General features: G+C 67.9%; 10 protein-coding genes. 2 read left to right on the top strand and 8 right to left on the bottom strand.

Annotated elements, in window-relative coordinates; genetic code table 11:
• Position 1 precedes the first annotated feature (1 nt).
• From OXG83_07925 to OXG83_07905, 5 genes are read right to left on the bottom strand one after another with little or no spacing between them, the layout of a single operon-like run.
• Positions 2-1,063 carry a hypothetical protein gene (locus OXG83_07925; protein MCY3964950.1) on the bottom strand — a complete coding sequence of 354 codons (1,062 nt, stop codon included), beginning with the start codon at positions 1,061-1,063 and terminating at the stop codon, positions 2-4.
• 56 nt (positions 1,064-1,119) lie between these two features.
• Positions 1,120-2,982 (bottom strand): DUF3604 domain-containing protein, encoded by a 1,863-nt coding sequence (locus OXG83_07920; protein MCY3964949.1) that lies wholly within the window; start codon positions 2,980-2,982, stop codon positions 1,120-1,122.
• Positions 2,983-3,021: 39 nt separating this feature from the next.
• The gene (gene hutH / locus OXG83_07915) at positions 3,022-4,542 is read right to left on the bottom strand and encodes a histidine ammonia-lyase (GenBank protein ID MCY3964948.1); all 1,521 of its coding nucleotides are present in this window, start codon (positions 4,540-4,542) and stop codon (positions 3,022-3,024) included.
• Entirely contained in the window at positions 4,539-6,215 is a 1,677-nt protein-coding gene (locus tag OXG83_07910) for a urocanate hydratase (protein MCY3964947.1), read from the bottom strand. The genes hutH and OXG83_07910 overlap by 4 nt, the downstream gene beginning before the upstream one ends.
• 14 nt (positions 6,216-6,229) lie before the next feature.
• Positions 6,230-7,588: a formimidoylglutamate deiminase gene (locus tag OXG83_07905; GenBank protein MCY3964946.1), complete on the bottom strand. Its 1,359-nt coding sequence runs from the start codon at positions 7,586-7,588 to the stop codon at positions 6,230-6,232.
• Positions 7,589-7,656: 68 nt separating this feature from the next.
• Here OXG83_07905 and hutI point away from each other — a divergent pair, with 68 nt between their 5' ends.
• Positions 7,657-8,886 carry an imidazolonepropionase gene (gene hutI, locus OXG83_07900; GenBank protein ID MCY3964945.1) on the top strand — a complete coding sequence of 410 codons (1,230 nt, stop codon included), beginning with the start codon at positions 7,657-7,659 and terminating at the stop codon, positions 8,884-8,886.
• A gap of 13 nt (positions 8,887-8,899) precedes the next feature.
• Positions 8,900-10,081 (top strand): M20/M25/M40 family metallo-hydrolase, encoded by a 1,182-nt coding sequence (locus tag OXG83_07895; protein ID MCY3964944.1) that lies wholly within the window; start codon positions 8,900-8,902, stop codon positions 10,079-10,081.
• Here the strand turns inward: OXG83_07895 and OXG83_07890 are convergent.
• From OXG83_07890 to OXG83_07880, 3 genes are read right to left on the bottom strand one after another with little or no spacing between them, the layout of a single operon-like run.
• A complete protein-coding gene (locus tag OXG83_07890; GenBank protein ID MCY3964943.1) occupies positions 10,056-12,515 on the bottom strand; it encodes a hypothetical protein in 2,460 nt (819 codons plus the stop codon). The genes OXG83_07895 and OXG83_07890 overlap by 26 nt on opposite strands.
• Positions 12,516-15,905 carry a sulfatase-like hydrolase/transferase gene (locus OXG83_07885; GenBank protein ID MCY3964942.1) on the bottom strand — a complete coding sequence of 1,130 codons (3,390 nt, stop codon included), beginning with the start codon at positions 15,903-15,905 and terminating at the stop codon, positions 12,516-12,518.
• On the bottom strand, positions 15,902-18,943 hold the full coding sequence (locus OXG83_07880; protein MCY3964941.1) for a sulfatase-like hydrolase/transferase: 3,042 nt from the start codon (positions 18,941-18,943) through the stop codon (positions 15,902-15,904). Before OXG83_07880 ends, OXG83_07885 begins: the two co-directional genes overlap by 4 nt.
• Between the last annotated feature and the right edge of the window lie 39 nt (positions 18,944-18,982).

Genomic DNA, 18,982 nt, shown 5'->3' with positions numbered 1-18,982 from the left:
GTTACCCGCCCGTTTGCGCTGCGACTTCCCTCTCTTCAAGGCGGGCTCCGCGAAGGGTATTCCCGGTCGCGTAGTTTCCCTCGTGGCAGGCGAACTCGTACAGCTTGGCGTCGGTGGCCGGCCAGGTGTACTCGCCGCCGTAGGGCGTCTCCCAGTCGCCGCTCTCGAGCCTGAACTGGTAGAGCAGGGTGTTCTCGTCCTGGAACGAGAAGCGCTCGACCACATGCTGGTCGGCGGGCGGGGAAGGCTCGCCGAAGAGCGTGGTCGCCCCCCACTTCTCTTCCAGGAAGTTCGTCGTGTCGACGACCAGTGTGTCACCCTCCCACCAGGCCACCGAATCGCCGGCCCGGGAGCGGATCCGGGAGGGTAGATGCCGGGCTTCCTCCCTGGACGGGCTGAGGGGGATGACGCGCGCGTAGTGCATCCACTCGATCAGGATCATCAGGTGGGTGTCCGTCTGCACGATCGTCTTGATGTTGTTGTAGTTCTTCGGGTAGATCGGGATCGTCGCTTCCAGGGAGAAGACGCAGCGGTCCGCGATCGACAGGGACTCGGGGTGGTCGTAGGGACCGACCTCGCGGTCGCGCCACCAGGCGGGGCCGGTGTTCCGCTTCGAGAATCCGTAGATCCCTTCCCGGCGCGCCTTGCCGCGCTCGGTGAGCGGCGGAAAACGGCCGTTGGACGGGTCGGTGAGCAGGGAGGTCCGGTGCTTGCCGTCGACGGTGACCGCGCTGGTGCCACGGTCCATGAAGAAGTAGTTGTAGCCGCCGACGCTGCCGCCGAGCGGCGGAGCGTCGCGGTTCGGATCGCTGGCGCGCGATCTCGCGTCGATGTTCTGGGCCTCACGATCCCGGATGGCCTGCGCTTCCTCCGGGGTCAGGGTGAGGCGATCCCCCAGTTCGGGGCTCCGCTGCACCGGCGTCAGCGTGCTGATGTCGTAGTTGCCGGAGAAGTCCGGCTTGCCGCCCGGGGTCCTGGGGATGTCGTCCCCTGCCGCGGCTCCGCTGGCGCCGACGGCGAGAGTGAGGATGAAGGCAATGCGGATTCTTCCCTTGATGCTCATGCGAGCCCCTCCCAGCCGACTTCGTTCTGTACCCGGGCCATTGTAGAACGGCCTCCCTACCCTCCCGGCACGTACCAGATCGGCGACGACCAGGCGCGTTCCTGGATCGTCGAGGGCATGTCGGGATTGGGCTCCACGCCTGCGCGGAGCGCGTCCCAGGTCGACCAGCGGCAGGTCGGATTCTCGAGCACGCGCACGTAGTAGACGGCGTGCTTCGCCGCGTCGAAGTCCGGGTCGGTCCACAAAGCTGACAGTTCGGCGGAGCCGAGATCCTCGGAGTAGCTGCAGTCCGAGAGATCGACGCTGGCGCCGTTGTCGGGGCATCGGAGTGGATCGCCCGACGGAATGCCGCCATCGGCACAGGCGATGTCGACGACCGATTCGCGCGGTTCGCCGTCCTCGACCCAGCCCTTGACCATCTGCAGGCGCTGGAGCGGGGCGCTGTCCGCGTCGCGGGCGGCCCAGACCAGGAAGCGCGGGCTTCTGCCCTCGTCCGCCACCAGGTCGCCTCCCATCGGCACGCCGCCCTCGTAGGCGGTGGCGATCATCTCCGGGTCGGAGGTCAGGTCGTCCGTGTAGTGATAGCCGCCGAAGAAGCGGATCCGCATCCGCGGGCCGCTGGTGGCGAAGGTTTCCTTGCGCCGGAATGCATCGTAGATCGAGTCGCGGGTGTTCTCCTCGGCCCAGACCGCGGCCAGACCCGAGCCGCCCCAGTACTTGAAGCTGTTCTGGGCGTAGCGCTCGCCGTCTTCGGTCGGTTCGTCGAGCGGCACCGAGCCGCGGCCCTGGCCGGTTCCGTCGCCGACGCCGACCTTGCCGTGGAAGTTGTCCTCCTCGGGCGTGCCGCCGGAGTTATGGGTGTCGGTGGCGGCGACGATGCCGAACCGGAAGGGATTGAAGCCCTGCGTCTCCTGCAGCACGAGACCGTTCACGTATGCCTCGCGGACGTAGCTGCCCTTCGGCTCGCTGTAGAGGGTCGTGGCGATGCGATACGGGAAGATCTCGAAGTCGGCCCACTCGTCGTTGGGCGACAGGAGCGGGTGCGTCTCCGACGTGCCCTTGACCTGGGTCATCTCGACCAGGGGCTCGTTGCGCATGCGCAGGTCGGCGTAGGCGGCGTCGAGCGGCTCGCCGCCCACCGTCTCCAGCTTGAACATGTGACCGTTGCTGCCGTTCGAGTTGTGCGGGATGGCGAGTCCCTCGATGCCCTCGTCCCGGCGTTCGTCGAGCCAGCGCCACAGGTCCTCCGGATTGCGCGAATCGGTCGACGCGAACGGTTTCGGCGGCACGTTGCTGCCACGGAAGATCACGTTGCGGTGCAGATTGCCCCGGTCGTCGGACGACGTCGTGTACTCGTAGCCGACGAAGGTCGTGAAGGTTCCGGGGTCGTTGTGGGCCTCGGCGGCATCGATGATCGCCTGCCAGGCGGTGCGGGCGGCCTGATCCACGTCGTCTTCGGGCAGTTCCGCGAACTCGCCGCTGCGCAGCCCCTGGATCGCTCGGGCGAAGCCGCCGCCTTCGCGGAGATCGGTCCCGAGCACGGTCGCGTAGAGGGGACTCTCCGGGTTGTCCATCTCCGGCAGGACGCCCAGGTACAGGCCGTGATCGGTCACCGCCTGGAAGTCGAGGGCGCCGCTCTGGAGCTGGATTTGGTGGCCGCTGGGGTGGTCGATCGCCTCGCCCTTGGCGAAGCGGTAGGCGTCGTCGGGGTTCGTGCGCGTCGTGAACAGGTAGGCGTCGAAGGAGTACTTCGTATGGACGTGAAGGTCGCCGAAGTAGGCGTCCTTCAGTGGATTCGGCGCCGGACCCTCGCCGTCACCGGCCGTACCGGCGCCGGCTTCCTGGTCGCCGGCAGCGCAGCCGAGCAGGACGAGCGAGAAGAGAGCCGCGGAAACGAGCGCAGCGCGGGCAAGACGCATGACGATCTCCTTGTTGCAGTGCGGGTTGGCGACTCTAGGTTAGCGCGCAAGCAAGGACGCCACGTAGCCGCGGAAGGCGCCTCGCCCGATCAGCGCGGCAACACCTGCGATGTCGTTGGCGAGCGGCCGGTCCTCGGTGTACGGCGGCGAGATCGCGCGCACCGTCGAGATCGCCTCCTCGATCGCGGTGGAACTCCGGTCCGGGCGGCGGAACTCGATTCCCTGAGCCGCCGCGAGCAGTTCGATCGCGACGATGTTCTGCACGTTGTCCAGCATGTCGTGCAGCCGTCGTGCCCCGTGGGTCGCCATGCTGACGTGGTCCTCCTGGTTGGCGGAGGTCGGGATCGTGTCCACCGTCGCGGGATGGGCGAGGCACTTGTTCTCGGAAACGAGGGCCGCGGCGGTGGTGCCGGCCATCATGAAGCCGCTGTTCAGGCCGCTGTTGCGGACCAGGAAGGCGGGCAACTGGCTGAGATTGGCGTCGATGAGGAGCGCCGTGCGGCGTTCGGACAGCGAGCCGATCTCGGCGACCGCGAGCGCCAGGTAGTCGGCGGCGATCGCGACCGGCTCCGCGTGGAAGTTGCCGCCGGAGAGGATCTCTCCGGTGCTCGCGAAGACGAGCGGATTGTCGGTGACGGCGTTCGCTTCCGTCTCGAGAAGGCCGGAGACGTGGCGGAGCGCTTCCAGACAGGCGCCGGCGACCGGGGGCTGGCAGCGGATCGAGTAGGGGTCCTGCACCCGGTTGCACTGAAGGTGCGAGGCCCTGATCTCGCTTCCCTTCATCAGCTCCCGCAGCGCGGTGGCGACGTCGGCCTGACCGGAATGCCCCCGGAGGTCCTGGATTCGCCGGTCGAACGGGCCGTCGCTGCCCTTCGTCGCGTCGGTGGCCATCGCACCGGCCACCAGGGCGGCGGCCAGGACGTTCTCCGTTCGGAAGACCGCGGCCAGTGCCAGCGCCGTCGACACCTGGGTGCCGTTCAGCAGCGCAAGACCCTCCTTCGGGCCCAGCCGGATCGGTTCGATACCCGCCTCGGTCAGGGCTTCAGGCGCGGGGACCAGCCTGCCGCGGACGTGGGCCTCGCCCTCCCCGAGCAGCACCCGCGACAGATGGGCGAGCGGCGCGAGGTCTCCCGAGGCGCCGACGGAGCCCTGCGACGGAATGCACGGGTAGATCTCGTGCTCCAGGAGCGCTCTCAGTGCGTCGACCAGCTCCAGTCGCACGCCGGAATGGCCGCGGGCAAGCGCCATCACCTTCAGCAGGATGACCAGCCGCACGATCTCGTCGCTCAGGTCGTCGCCGACGCCGGCGGCGTGGGAGCGCACCAGGTTCTCCTGGAGATGGGCGAGTTCGTCCTCCTCGATCCGCACCTGGGCGAGCTGCCCGAAGCCGGTGTTGACGCCGTAGACCGCGGCGCCTTCGGCGATCACGCGGTCGACGGCTGCAGCGGCCGCTTCGATTCGGCTCCTGGCGTCCTCGCCGAGCTCGACGCTGAGCGGAAGGCGCCAGGCTTCCCGCAGTTCGTCGAGCGTCAGCGGAGAACCGTTGAGCCGGAGCTTCATCGCGGCCCGGCGCCCGGGACCATGGGCAGGTTGAGACCCTGCTCGCGGGCGCATTCGATCGCGTCCTCGTAGCCCGCGTCGGCATGGCGCATGACGCCGGTCGCCGGGTCGTTCCAGAGCACACGCTCGATCCGCCGGTCGGCGGCTTCGGTGCCGTCGCAGACGATGACGAACCCGGCGTGCTGGGCGTAGCCCATGCCGACTCCTCCGCCGTGATGCACGGAGACCCAGGTGGCGCCGCTGGCGGTGTTCAGCATCGCGTTGAGGAACGCCCAGTCGGAGACCGCGTCGGAACCGTCCCGCATCGCTTCGGTCTCCCGGTTCGGGCTCGCGACGGAGCCGCTGTCCAGGTGATCGCGGCCGATAACGACGGGCGCGCGCAACTCGCCGGTTCGCACCATCTCGTTGAAGGCGAGGCCGATCCGGTGACGTTGGCCCAGACCCACCCAGCAGATCCGCGCCGGCAGGCCCTGGAACCGAATCTGCTCGCGGGCGGCGTCCAGCCAGTTGTGCAGGTGCGGGTCGTCGGGAATCAGTTCCTTGACCTTCGCGTCGGTGCGGTAGATGTCCTCGGGATCGCCGGACAGGGCGGCCCAGCGGAAGGGACCGATGCCCCGGCAGAACAGGGGGCGGATGTATGCCGGCACGAAACCGGGGAAGTCGAAGGCGTTTTCGACACCCGCTCCGAGCGCCTCCTGGCGGATGTTGTTGCCGTAGTCGAAGGTGGGCACGCCGGCCTCGCTGAAGCCGAGCATCGCGCGAACGTGAACCGCGATCGACTCGCGTGCAGCCGTCGCCACCGCGTCGGGATGGCTTTCCCTGCGCGCCCGCCACTCATCGACGCTCCAGCCGATCGGCAGATAGCCGTTCGCCGGGTCGTGCGCGGAGGTCTGGTCGGTCAGCGCGTCGGGCCGCACGCCGCGGACCAGCAGTTCGGGAAGCACCTCAGCGGCGTTGCCGAGCAGGCCGACGGAGAGCGGTGACCGCGCTTCGACCGACGCCTGGATCACGGTCAAAGCCTCGTCGAGGGACTCGGCCCGCATGTCGAGGTAGCCGGTCTCGAGCCGCTTATCGATCCGGTCCGCCTGGCACTCGATCGCCAGCAGCGACGCCCCGGCCAGCTTGGCGGCGAGGGGCTGCGCTCCGCCCATGCCGCCGAGTCCGGCGGTGAGAATCCAGCGCCCCGACAGGTCGCCGCCGTAGTGCTGCCGGCCCATCTCGACGAAGGTCTCGTAGGTGCCCTGGATGATCCCCTGGCTGCCGATGTAGATCCACGAGCCGGCGGTCATCTGCCCGAACATCATCAGTCCCAGCCGGTCGAGTTCCCGGAAGTGCTCCCAGGTGGCCCAGGCGGGGACGAGATTCGAGTTGGCGATCAGCACCCGCGGGGCGTCGGCGTGGGTGCGGAACACCCCGACCGGCTTTCCGGACTGGACGACGAGCGTTTCGTCGGCTTCCAGTTCGCGGAGCGTTTCGGTGAGCCGCTCGTAGGACTCCCAGTTGCGGGCCGCCTTGCCGATCCCTCCGTAGACGACGAGGTCCTCGGGGCGCTCCGCGACCTCCGGGTCGAGGTTGTTCATCAGCATGCGGAGCGGCGCCTCGGTAAGCCAGCTCTTCGCCGAGATGCTGCTCCCGGTGGGCGCCCTGATCGGTTCGATCCGGGTGGTCTTCATATCGGGCTCCGCGGTTACGGGCCTGCTTCCAGGTTTGCCAGTGCTCTTGCGAAGTCTCTTGCCGCTTCGCTGCGATCGGCGTGCTCGCCGCCTGCTACCCGCCACTTGCCATCGACCATCACCCGTTCGATGGGGAGGCGGTAGCCCGAGAATACCAGCGCGTCGAGCAGGGTGGCCGGTTCGTGGCCGGCGAGCATCGGATCCCCAGCGTCGAGGACGACCAGATCGGCCGGCGCTCCCTCCTCGAGGCCGGCAATCCCGTGGCCGGCTGCCCTGGCGCCGCCGGCAAGGGCGCGCTCGAACAGCTCACGCCCGACATGCGGGTCCTGCATGGACGCCACGTTCCGCGACCGCGAGCGAAGCCGCTGCCCGTACTCGAGCCAGCGCAGTTCCTCGAAGGGATTGATCGAGACGTGGCTGTCGGAGCCGATCGCGATGCGGCCGCCGTGCCGCAGATAGTCGGGCAGCGGAAACAGACCGTCGCCCAGGTTCGCCTCGGTCGTCGGACACAGGCAGACGGTGGCGCCGGAAGCGGCGAGATCGCGGCACTCGTCTTCGTCCATGTGGGTGGCGTGCACCAGGCACCACGGCTCACCGATCTCGAGACGGTCCAGGAGCCAGCGGACCGGGCGTTGCCCGTGGGCCGCCAGGCACTCGTCGACCTCCCGTTGCTGCTCGGCGACATGGATGTGCATCGGCGCGCCGGTTTCTCCGGCTCGCGCCGCGACCCGGCGCAGCGACCGTTCGCCGACCGCGCGCAGGCTGTGGACACCGATGCCGACCCGGATCGTCCCGGACGCGGTCCCGGCGGCGCGTTCCTGGTGGTCGAGAAAACGCGCGGTCGTCAGGGCAAAGGGCCGTTGACCGGACGTGACGGCGTCGTCGCCGAATCCCGCGCGCTGGTAGAGCACTGGGACGTAAGTCAACCGGATGCCGGTGGAGGAAGCGGCGCGCTGGATCGCCTCGAACATCGTCTCCGCGTTCCCGTTTCCCGCCGGCTCACGGTGCAGGTAGTGGAACTCGACGACCGAGGTGTACCCGCTCTCCAGCATCTCCACGTACGCCTGCCGCGCGATCGCCTCGAACCGGCCGGCATCGAGCCGCTGGACGAGTCGGTACATGTTCCGGCGCCACGTCCAGAAGCTGTCGCGGCCGGCTCCCGAGCGGTGCTCGGTCCTGCCGGCCAGCGCGCGCTGGAAGGCGTGGCTGTGGGCATTGGTGAGGCCGGGAACGACGATGTCGGCGTCCAGGTCGGCGGGGCAGCGGGCGGCGCCTGGCTCCGCCCGGACGATCGTGCATCCGTCGATGACCAGCAGGACGTCTTCCGCCCATCCCCGCGCCAGGAGCGCGAGGCGTGCCCTGATCCTCGTCACCATGGTCCACGCTACTGCCTGGCGGCGTCGTCTGGCAATCGCGTGGACAACAGGGCAGGATCGGACGGATGGACCGTTGGGACCTGCTGCTGACGGATGCGCGCATCGCGACGATGCATCACGGCGTCGTCGCGTACGGGGCGGTCGAGGACGGCGCTCTGGCGATCGCCGGGGGGACGATCGCCTGGGTCGGTCCGCGTCCCCGGCTGCCGCCCGGCGAGGCCGCCGAGCAACGCTCCCTGGACGGCCGATGGATCACTCCCGCGCTCATCGATTGCCACACCCACCTGGTCTTCGGAGGAGACCGGGGGGCGGAGTTCGAGTCGCGCCTCGGCGGAGCGAGTTACGAGGACATCGCCGATGCGGGCGGCGGCATCATGTCGACGGTCCGCGCGACCCGGGCGGCGACCGGGGACGAGCTCTACGGCGCCGCGCTCGATCGACTGAGAGCCCTCGCCGCCGAAGGTGCCGGCACGGTCGAGATCAAGTCCGGCTATGGCCTCGATACCGAGACGGAACTCCGGATGCTGGAGGTCGCGCGGCGCCTCGGCCGGCGCTCCGGCCTGACGATCCGGACCACGCTTCTCGCCGCGCACGCGGTGCCGGCCGAGTTTCGGGGCCGGGCGGACGACTACATCGATCTGGTCCTGTCGGACGTGATGCCGGCGTCGGTGGAACGGAACCTCGCCGATGCCGTGGACGCCTTCTGCGAGGGGATCGCGTTCGATGCAGCCCAGGTGGCCAGGGTCTTCGAGCGCGCCGTCGATCTCGGCCTGCCGGTCAAACTGCATGCGGACCAGTTGAGCGATGGCGGCGGCGCCGAGATGGCCGCCCGGTTCGGAGCGCTGTCGGCGGACCATCTCGAGTACACGCCGCCGCATGGCGTGGAGGCGCTGGCGAAGGCCGGGACAGTCGCCGTGTTGCTACCGGGCGCCTGCCTGACGCTCGACGAGACGTGCCGCCCGCCGGTCGGCGAGTTGCGCCGGCACGGGGTGCCGATCGCGATCGCCACGGACTGCAATCCAGGCACGTCGTCGCTGTGCTCCCTGCCGGAAACGATGGCTCTGGCCAGCCGTCTGTTCGGTCTGACGCCCGAGGAGTGCCTGGCCGGTGTCACCCGCCACGCCGCGCGGGCGCTGGGACTCGAGGATCGGGGCACGCTGGAGGCGGGGAAGCGTGCCGACATCGCCATCTGGGACATCGCCCATCCGCGCGACCTGAGCTACTGGCTGGGCCGGAGCCAGCTCGCCGAGCTGCTGGTTGGCGGAGCCGTGCCGCCGGTCGCCACGAGTGCCTAAAGGAGGAGGGTCGATGAAACGCCTCGAGACCATTCTCGCTGCCGCTGCCCTGTGGTTCGGTGCGGTTGCTTCCGTGGCCGTTGCCCAGACGGCGAATCCGCGGAACCTGCCGCCGGCCGAGTACATGGAACTGGCGAGCAGCCTCCTGGAGCAACTGATCGAGATCGACACGACGGACACAGAGCGGGGCGACAACACGCGGGCCGCCCGGGTCGTGGCGGACGCCCTGCTCGAGGCCGGCTTTCCGCCCGAGGACGTCCACGTGCTGGTTCCCGATGGGTTCCCCACCAAGGGCAACCTCGTGGCGCGGCTTCGGGGGAGCGACCCGGACGCCGAGCCGATCCTGCTGCTCGCCCACCTCGATGTCGTGGAGGCGCTGGCCGAGGACTGGAGCCCCGACATCCCTCCGTTCGAGTTCCAGGAGCGGGACGGTTACTTCTACGGTCGCGGCACCGCCGACGACAAGGATGAGTGCGCGATCCACGCCGTCAACCTGATCCGCCTGCGCCGGGAGGGCTTCGTCCCCGAGCGGGACATCATCATCGCGCTCACCGCCGACGAGGAGAGCGGGACCCGCAACGGCGTCGAGTTCCTGCTCGCGGACCACAGGGACCTGATCGACGCGGCGCTCGCGCTGAACGAGGGTGGCGGCGGCATGGAGCGGGACGGCCGCAAGGTCTCGAACAACGTGCAGGGAAGCGAGAAGGTCTTCCTGTCATTCTGGTTCAGGGCCAGGAACCCGGGCGGCCACTCCTCGCTGCCGGTGCGCGAGAACGCGCTGCCGCAGTTGGCGGAGGCGAACGTGAACTGCCGGCTGTTGCCTGGCCACGACCCGGACGAGGTCGAGGAGACGTTGCGCCGGCTCGCCTCGCCGTTCGGCGTCGAGGTCGAACGGAGGCGGGAGGCGACGCCGAGCCCGCCGTCACCGATGACCGGCGACGTTCTCGACGCGATCGAGCGGGTGACCGAGGAGATGTGGCCCGGCGTTCCCGTGCTGCCTGTGATGACCACAGGCGCCACGGACGGCCTGTACCTGCGCAACGCCGGCATCCCGGTCTACGGGGTCTCGGGCATCTTCGGCGACATGGACGACGTCCGCGCCCACGGCCGCGACGAGCGGATCCGGATCGACCACTTTCACGAAGGGCAGGAGTTCCTGTACCGGCTGGTCAAGGCGCTGTCCGCGGCGGATTGAGCTCCACGGCGGCGCCGCGCAGCATGATGGCGAACACGCGGTAGCGCTCGCCAGGGGAAGAGGCGTCGGTTTCGCCCGGAACAGCGCCCCCGAAACCGGCCCGCAGCAGAGCCGGATTCCCGAAGCGTTCGGCGATGTCGGGTCGTTCCCGGTTAAGCCCCAGGTTGGTCAGAAAGTGGTTGTCGCGGTAGATGACGATCTGGCGCGGCCGCTCGCCTCGTGTGGCGTCCGCCGCCCAGCCTTCGATCTCGACCCGGTTTCCGGACACGAGGAGATCCAGCTCCCCGTGGTAACCGTCGCCGGGCGGTCGCACGGCCAGGCGGCGCCCGTCGGTGGTCGGCAGGAACTCGCGATTGCCGGGCTCCCACTCGAGAGGCAGATAGGCAAAGCGGAGGCGGCTGGCCACTCCGCGCCGCGACACCGCGTAGGCGAGGACGCCTTCGCGCTCGACAAGATGCCGGTCGGCGGACGTGCGAAACGCGAAGCCGCCGTTCTCGAAGGGCGGTCCGTAGAGGGCGGCGAGATCGGGCCGCTTGTGGACGCCGGGCAGGTGCACGGTCATCTCGCCGCCGATGAACAGGAGGATCGCTTCGACCCCGCGGAGGTTTGGCGGGTCGTCGCGGATGAAACCGCTGACCACGAACTCGGCCGCGGCGTCGACCGACCCGGGCCCGGGTCTTGGCAGCACGGCATCGAGCGCCCCGTCGAAGCCGCGGGGGGGAGGAACGATGGGAATGCGGCTCGGCGGTTCGGATTCGCCTTCGACGAGGCGGTAGCGGAGCACGGCCTCGAGGTGGCCGGCGGCGCTCCGGGCGACCTCGTAGCGGATTCGATCCCCTTCGCGCGGGGAGGAGGAGGCGGGTTCGATCAGCGAGTGAAGGCTCCACTCCTGCCCGTGGTCGAACTCCTCGACGCGTTCGTAACCGAGGTTCGACGGGAAGCCGGTGCCTTCCTGGTGGTCCAGGATGCCGTAGTTGTCCGCCCGCAGCAGCAGCAGGTCGGGCAGGAGCTTCTCGACGGCGACGCGGCGCGGCACGTCGTAGCGAAGGCCGGGCGTGACCAGGCCGCCCCGGTCGACGATGCGCAGCCCGCTGACCCAGCCGATATGGCCGATCTCGCGAACGAGAACGGACGTACTCGGCTCGTAGCGCTCGGCGAGCCATCGACCCATGTTTTGGAGTTGAGTCTGCCGGGCCGTCGGTTCCACGCGGTTGCCGATCTGCTCTGAGGTGTGGCGCAGGATGGGCACCGCGAGCAGGACGATCGGGATCGCGACCGCTACGACGGCGGCACCGGGGAAACGCTGCCCCGATTCGACGCGTTCGGACGACAACGCCGGCGCCGCGTGTCGCACGAGTCTTCCGATTCCGACCAATCCGTCGTGAATTCCGATGGCGAGCAGGAACGCGGCCAGAATGCTCAGTGTGTAGTAGTGCCATGTGTAGCCCGGTAGCGATCCGATCAACGCGTAGCCGGCCAGGGCGGTCAATGGAAAGGCGACCAGCGGCCACAGAGCGGCCCGGCGACGAAGGAGCGCGACAGCGCCTAGAAGTAGAACCGTCGCAAGAAGGACGTAGCCGGTCGTCGTCTGCGCGAGCGACGGACTGTAAGCGGCGAGCAGAGTGGCTCCGGCTTCGACATAGGCCTCTCGAACCAGGTCCAGGTAGTGCAGCGGCGTGGTGATGCTCTCGCCTTCCTTCGCTCCCAGCGTCATTGGCAGCGGACTGCCGTAGTAGAAGGTGGCGAAGAGAAGCCAGGGCGCGGCGACGAGCAGGGCAGTCGCCGCCGCGCGCAGGGGGACCTGCCGCCGGCGCAGCCAGCCATGGCCGATCAGCATGACACCCAGAATGGCCCCCTCGGGTCGCGTGAGGAACAGGAAACCGGACACGACCGCGGCCGCGGTGGCGCGTTCACTCAGGTGGAGGTCCAGAGCCAGTAGGAAGAGGAGGGCGAAAAGATGGACCTCCATCCCGAAGTAGAGGTAGTTGTAGATGCCTGGCGGGTTGAAGGTGACGAGGGCGACGGCCAGAGGTGCTGCGGGACCGGCCCCGATCCGGATCAGTAGCCTGGACGCGATCGCGGCGGCACCGAGCATGCACAGCAGCCCGAATGTGTTCTGCCACCCGGGTGCCTGGTCGCCCCCGCCGAGGACGAAGGCGCTGCTGAGCATCGTGTGCAGCGGCGTCGTGAAGCCCATCACACGCTCTCCTGCGTTGTAGACCAGGCCGTTCCCTTCCGCCAGGTTGCGGGCGTAGCGGAGCACGATCAACTGGTCCTCGAACTGCAGTCGCAGGGCGAGGTTCGGAATCAGGCGGGCGGCAAACCAGATGCCGAAGACCGCGAAGGCGGTCCACGAGGTCAGTTCGAGTAGCCGCCGTTGACGGTTCGGAAGCTCAGGGGAACGGGAGCCGCCTGAGGCTCCGGGTTTGGTCATCTACGGCGCTACGTGCAGTTCGACGGCTGACCCTCTCGACACGAGAGCGAAGACGCGGTGCCGTTCGGCGAACGTCGCAGGATCCGGTGCGCCCGGCACAAGTCCGCGGAAACTCACGGGAAGAGGCCGCCGGTCGTGGTCCTGGTCGACGCGGCTTTGCTGATCCGGTTCCGCCCCGATGCTGGCCAGGAATTCGCCGCTCTGGTAGATGACGATTTCCCGCGGTCGGTCGTCCCGTTCCCTGACAGCGGTCCAGCCTTCGATCAGCGTTCCCTGGCCGGGGGTGGCCACGACCTGAAATGCGCTGCGGAAGCCGTCTCCTGGCGCTTGCACACTCAGCCTTCGGCCGTCGCCTAGCGGGAGAAGCTCGCCGTCGTCCGCAGTGCGTTCCAGGGGTTGATAGGCGAATGGCAGCCTCGCCGCGACGTTCCGGCGGGAGACGGCATACACGACGAGTCCGTGTCGTTCGATTGCGGCCAGATCGCGGGTCCTGAGCCTGGGGGTTGAACCGGACGCGGAGTACCTGCTGTCCGGAAGGACGAAGCCGCTGTAGGAGTGACCCGCTTGCGCCGCCACCTGCCGATTCCTGCGGCCCGTTTGGCCGACCCAGAGCTCGCGGCCATGGAGGAAGACGACGACTTCCTGGTGCACTCCCAGGTCACCGAGATCGGCGGTCCAACCGCGGATCTGCATTTCCTCCGATGACCACGCTTCGACGGCTCCGATGATCTCGTTGCCGGCGGATTCGATGGGAACGCGCTCGGGTTCCGCGCCGGCGATGCCTTGGGGGTGGCGCAGCAGGAGGTCTCGGCCTTGGGCATCTCGGGTCAGTTCAAACCTTCCTCGCGGTCGTGGTGGGTAGAGCACCTGAACCTGATCGCCGCTTCGGGCAAGGAGAGTGAGGGAATTCTCGTTCACGAGGGTTGCGGGGAGCGAGATACGGAACGTCATCTGTTCTCGTTGGCCGCCGTATGGCCGTACTCGACGACGTGACCGGTCGTCCTCGCCCCTGTAGACAAGATCCGCGCCACTGAAGACGAAGAACTCGTCCACGGAGTCCGCCGGCAAGCCGGGTCTGGAGAGGATGCGACCGAGGAAGCCGCCGGCGGCCACCTCCATTTCACATCGAAAGAGATGATGAACTTGCTTCAGGACCATGCCTCCACCGAGGTCCACGCCGCGCACTCTGTCCGCTTCGGTTAGCAGTCGTGGCGCCGGCTCCCCGCCGAGCAGTGTTCTCAGAGTGGTTTGATGTTGGTCTTCGGACGGGACATTCTCCTCGATAGCGAACACGCCGATCTGGTGGCTTGCGGCCTGGAGCCAGCGTTCGTCGACCAGTGCCGAGAACCTGCTTGCACCTCGGTGGAAGAACGTCTCGGTCGTGGCCCGCACGATGCCGTCCACGGAGACGGCCAGTGGTGTGCCGTTGGCAACGGGCGGCTCGATTCGACCACTGACGAGACTTGGGATGAAGCCGGTCTCCGGCCGTATGTTCTCGAAGGCGCTCGGCCCCGCAAGGATGGCCTTCGCGGTCGAAGGGTCGGTTGAGTGTTCGTCGGTCATCCCGACGGTTGCGCGTCCCAGAAGATCCGGCCGCGGTCCGGCCGAGAAAACACCAGAGAACGGGCTGTCAGTGGTTCCTGTGGCGAAGAGCCGGTGCAGGCGATCGAGAGTCTGCTGGCGGCGCTCGGGGTCGGTGCGGAAAGCTCGCACGTCCGGGTCGTCCCTGAAGCAACAAACGCTGATGTTGCGCGGCGAACGATCGCTTAGGTGTCGACCGTCGGTGCGCCAAGGCAACTCTGTGCCCAAGGTGGCAGCGATTGTTGGCACGATGTCGATCGTCTGAACCACATGGTCGAAGACGGCTCCCTCCGTTTGTCCCGGTCGCTTGACCAAGAGAGGCACTTCGAGCACGTCCTCGACATTCGCCTCGGTGGGCGAGCGCCGGAGCTCCCCGGGGCGGAAGCTATGGCCATGATCGGCTGCGACGACAATCATGGCCCGGTCGTAGATCGCGGCTTCCTTCAGGCGGTCGAGGACCTGTCCGAGTACGCGATCCGCGTAGCCGACCTGCAGCAGATGGCGCTGCAGGCCGTGCGTTGCCAACTGATCGTTCTTCGCCAGGCGGGCAGCTTCGAAGCCGGGAGGGCTGATCGGAGTGCCGGGCAATGTGTACTCGCGGCCGGATGGCAGGTACTTCCACGGCCGGTGCGGCAGATTCAGGTGAAGGTAGTAGAGCGTCGGAGTTCGCCCCGGCTGCTCAACGCGCCGCAGGAAGTCGTCGAGCAGACGAGGTACGTCCTGAAAGAGCGCGCCGGCGTGCGCCTTGCGTTCTTCGTCCTGCTGGTTGGAACTCGCGCCTCGAAACCTGGTCCATGAGTGGCTTACGGAGGGGAGACGGCTTCGGAGCTCCGCGGGCAGCAGCAAGTGGCCGTAGACGACGCTGAGGTCCTCGGCAGTGCTCCTGAGAGATGTCCACCCACCTGCCCGTGTTTCGCCGCAGACCGCGGCGGGGCAGAGCTGCGACATGGTCTCCCGGGCTACGACTCGATAACCGCCTCTGCTCCCCAGCCACGAGAAGAGGTTGGAGGTGTGATCGTTGTAGTAGGCGGTGGTGTCGCCTTGGGGCAGTTTGCCGGTGAGAAGCGCCGGAATCGACTTGGCCGTCTGGAGTCCAGCGGTCACCGCGCCGACGTACCAGTCGGCGCTTTCGGCCAGAGCGGCGAACGAGGGAAACCGGCGATCGTCGATCGAGCCGTCCGGCCGTTGAAGGGAACTCGTCGGCAGTTCGTCGAACACGATGAGAACGATCGGCAGGTCGCTTTCAAGGTACGGAGCTCTGGCGATCGTGGAGTCGGGCTCGAAGTGCGAGGCTGAGACGGTCGGAAGAAGGCCGCGAACGCCGGGCCGGAGCAGGAACACGGCCGGTGCGACGAGGGCCGCGACGGCGGCGACCGCGACTGCGTTCGACAGGACCCGGTACCGGTTCAGACACAACGCGGTTCCAGTACCTCCAGCGACCGCCAGCACCAGCGCGACGGTAGCGGGCAGCCATTGCAACAACTGGAGGATGAACGCGGCGGCGAGCAGCGTACGCAGTCCGTCGCTCCATAGGCGCGCGGCGCGATTCGTGGCTGCTCCGGGTAGGAGCAGCGGCAATGCCAGCAAGGCCGGGATTCCCAGCGTGCCCGCAAGGGCCAGCAGCACGATTGGCGCACCGGAAAGGCGTTGGGCCACCAGGAAGTCAGGCTGTCTGCCGATCAGATCGAAGATCGGCTGGGCGACGGCGAAGGTCCAGAGTGCGAACAGGTGTGAAGCGTCTACCCAGCTTCTGGATGCGTGCGCAGGGGGTCCCTGTTCCGCGCTCTTGGGGAGAGCCTGATCCTTCATGAACTGGGCCGTGCGGGTTCCGTGCCGGGCGCCGCTTGTATGGGAAGTTCGACGGCTGAGCCGTCGGGCATCAGGGCGAAGACGCGGTGCCGTTCGGCAAAGGTGGCGGGGTCGGGACCTCCGGGAACCCTGCCTCGGAAGCCGGTCCGCAGCAGTCGCTGGTCGTCGTAGTGCCCGGCAACGTCGGGCCGCTTGTTGTTGGTGTTCACAGCGGCCAGGTACTTGCCGTCGCGGTACACGACGACCCGAAGGGGAGGCTCCCCCTGGTCAAGATCGCCGGCCCAGCCTTCGATGGACGTCGACCTCCCGGTCTTGCTGATCAGATCGACCGAGCCGTCGAAGCGACCGCCGTGCGCCAGCACCGGCAGCCGCCGGCCATCGCTGATGGGCAGGACTTCTTCGCCGCCCTCCTCCGCGATCGGGGCGTGGAGGAACCGCAGTCGACCGGCAACCCCCCGGCGCGATACGGCAAGAATCTCGAAGCCCTGCCGCCGGATCGTCTCCAGGCTCCTGGCATCCGCCGCCACTCCGGATCGAACCCTCCGGGGGAGCCCGCTGTAGAGGTGCTCAGGGCCATAGCGATCGGCCACGCTCTGTCTCTCGGTGGTCGTTCTGCCAGTCCAGACCTGGTTGCCGTCGAGAAAGGCGACCACCTCCTCGATGCCGCCGGGATCGGCAAGATCCACGACCCAGCCCCCGAAGCCGCCGCTGTAGCGGTGGCCACCTTCGAGGAAGCCGACGATTCCCCCGGTATCCTGGACCACGGGAATCGTCTCGACATCCGTGTTGAAGCCGCTCTTGGGCCGCCGCAGCAGCTGCTCCTGACCTTCGTCGTCCCGGGCGAGTTCGTAGAAGAAACTCTGGGGACGGTTGACCAGCTCGAGTGTCGCGACATCGTTCCGGTCCGAGATGAGGAAGACATCGAGTTGGTTGGATCCGTGTTGAAAGAGGCGCTCCGGCAGTAACGCCGCGATACGGATCTCGCCGGAGCTGGTTCGGTGGGGGCGAACTGAGGCAGCGACGATCCCGTTCAGTGCCACGGCAACGGATCGTTCGAGGAGCGATTCCGGCCCCGTGAGGACTCCATGGACGATGGCTGGCAACGACGCCCCGTCAGGATCGACATCGTCCCAGAGGTGGTGAGCTTCGATCCGGATGCTGACGTCGCTGTTCCGGCGCGGCAGCTCGGAGATCGTTTGACCGTGCAGGCCGGGAACGGCGCCGATCGCCATCGGGTCGTTCTCTTCCCCCAGCATTGCTGTCTGCTCCGTGAGCCGTGCCTGCCGCCAGGGTTCCCGGTCGATCGGAAGCTCCAGGTGGCCGGCGTATCTGCCGACCAGGGAAGCTGTTCCCGCGTCCCGGAACTGCGGGATCGAATCCGCCTTGGCGCCCGCGAGTTCGAGGATTCGAGGAGTCAGGGAAACCAGGGAAGTGACTGTGTTGTCGATGGCCGCCTGACGCTGGAGCGGCGCCTTGATGATCAGAGGCACGGCCGCGACGTCCAGGAAGTGGAAGCCGGAAACGTCCCCCTTGCCCGCGTACCGGCGCTGTCGGCCGGGCTCGAAGGCGACGCCATGGTCCGCCGTGATCACGATGACGCTCCGGTCGAACAGATCGAGCGATTCCAGCCTCTCGATCAGCTCTCCGATCAGGAGGTCGGTGAACTGCACCTGCAGCAGATACCGTTTCCGGTCGTGGCGGACCGGCCAGGAGTCGCCGGTCCAGACCCCTCGCTCGAGGCCGTGGATGCGGTCACGGGTGAAGCGGTTGTAGGTGCGGCCGGAGGGTAGGTACTCCCATGGGAGATGTGGCAGCAACGTGTGCAGGAAGTAGAAGCCCGGTCGCCGGCCGGCCGGCCGGATCGAGTCGGTGAAACCGCGGAACCCTGCTGCACGATCAGCGTCCCGCAGGTGACGTACAGCCCGCTGCCCGGGGACAGCGGACGCTTCCGCGGTCGGTGCATCCGTCTGTTCCAACCCGAAGCCACTCCAGGTGTGGGTGACTTCCGGCAGCCGCTCGGTCCAGCTCGCGGGCACGGTCAAGTTGAGCCAGACCACCGTGAGGTCGGCGATCAGGAGCTCGAAGCGTTCCCTGAATGACGTCCGTTGTCCGCGCAGTTCGTTCAGGTCGGGCGGGCAGAGCGAAGTGACCGGTTCGACGGCAAATGTGTCGTGACTCGGTGCGAGCAACGTGAACAGGTTGACCGGGTGCTCGGCGGCCGTGGGAAGCCAGCCTCTCTCGGGCGGCTGGCCGGTCAGCATCCCGGTGACCGAGAGGTACGTGCCGTCAGAAGCGGCCGTGGTGTTCGGATACCAGGTGGCTTGATCGGCAAGGCGCGCCAGATTCGGCAGGCGCTCACGGTCGATCGCACCTTCGGAGTCGAGGATGGATATGAGCGACCACTCGTCGAAGACGACCATGACAACAGGCGCTCGCGCACCGGTGTCGACCAGGTCCACCGCCGTTGTGTGGCTTGGACCGGCCGCGCTACGGCGGACCTCACTGTCGAAGAGGAGGAGCGCCGGCACCACGACGGCAGCGGCCGACACCAGCGTTGCAAAGGACCGAGCGGGTCGAAACCGGATGTAGACCCAGGCCACGATGGCTCCGGTGGACAGGGCGACGGTCGTGGCAACGGCCGCGGGCAGACTCCGCAGCGCCTGCAGGACGATCACCGCGGCGAGCAGACCGACGGGAGCCGCGATCGCGGGTCGAATCCAGGAAGGACGGAGGAACCGGAGCGTGGCGGCCGGTGCCGCGAGCGCCACTGTCGGGCCCACCGCGAGAACGACGACAAGCGCCAGAAGATCCCCGATGTAGAGGCTTCGGATGGCGAAGAACTCCGGCGTCCGCCGGAGCAGATCGTAGACCGGCTGTGCGAACGCGAGGCTGCTCAGACCGGCGATCGCCAGCACACCGGCGCCAAGGCTCTGGTGCAGTCCACGTCGGTCCGTGTCGTGCGTGGCGGTCGGTACTGGGACGTTCCCCTGGTCTTCCTTCCGGGCTTGGCCAGAGGTGGCCAAGTGCGATTCCGACATGGGCGGCGATTCTAGCTGTGTTCCTGCCCCTGACCTCTT

The organism is Acidobacteriota bacterium (genome assembly GCA_026707545.1).
GTDB lineage: Bacteria > Acidobacteriota > Thermoanaerobaculia > Multivoradales > Multivoraceae > Multivorans.
The sequence above is the reverse complement of the archived record's forward strand: the minus strand, read 5'-3'. Positions and strand labels throughout refer to the sequence as shown.

Bases quoted from the DNA above. Each gene is read 5' to 3' on its own strand.
- OXG83_07920 (MCY3964949.1), bottom strand. From the start codon at position 2,982: ATGCGTCTTGCCCGCGCTGCGCTCGTTTCCGCGGCTCTCTTCTCGCTC.
- OXG83_07925 (MCY3964950.1), bottom strand. From the start codon at position 1,063: ATGAGCATCAAGGGAAGAATCCGCATTGCCTTCATCCTCACTCTCGCC.
- OXG83_07885 (MCY3964942.1), bottom strand. From the start codon at position 15,905: ATGAAGGATCAGGCTCTCCCCAAGAGCGCGGAACAGGGACCCCCTGCG.
- OXG83_07890 (MCY3964943.1), bottom strand. From the start codon at position 12,515: ATGACCAAACCCGGAGCCTCAGGCGGCTCCCGTTCCCCTGAGCTTCCG.
- hutI (MCY3964945.1), top strand. From the start codon at position 7,657: ATGGACCGTTGGGACCTGCTGCTGACGGATGCGCGCATCGCGACGATG.
- OXG83_07910 (MCY3964947.1), bottom strand. From the start codon at position 6,215: ATGAAGACCACCCGGATCGAACCGATCAGGGCGCCCACCGGGAGCAGC.
- OXG83_07895 (MCY3964944.1), top strand. From the start codon at position 8,900: ATGAAACGCCTCGAGACCATTCTCGCTGCCGCTGCCCTGTGGTTCGGT.
- OXG83_07880 (MCY3964941.1), bottom strand. From the start codon at position 18,943: ATGTCGGAATCGCACTTGGCCACCTCTGGCCAAGCCCGGAAGGAAGAC.
- hutH (MCY3964948.1), bottom strand. From the start codon at position 4,542: ATGAAGCTCCGGCTCAACGGTTCTCCGCTGACGCTCGACGAACTGCGG.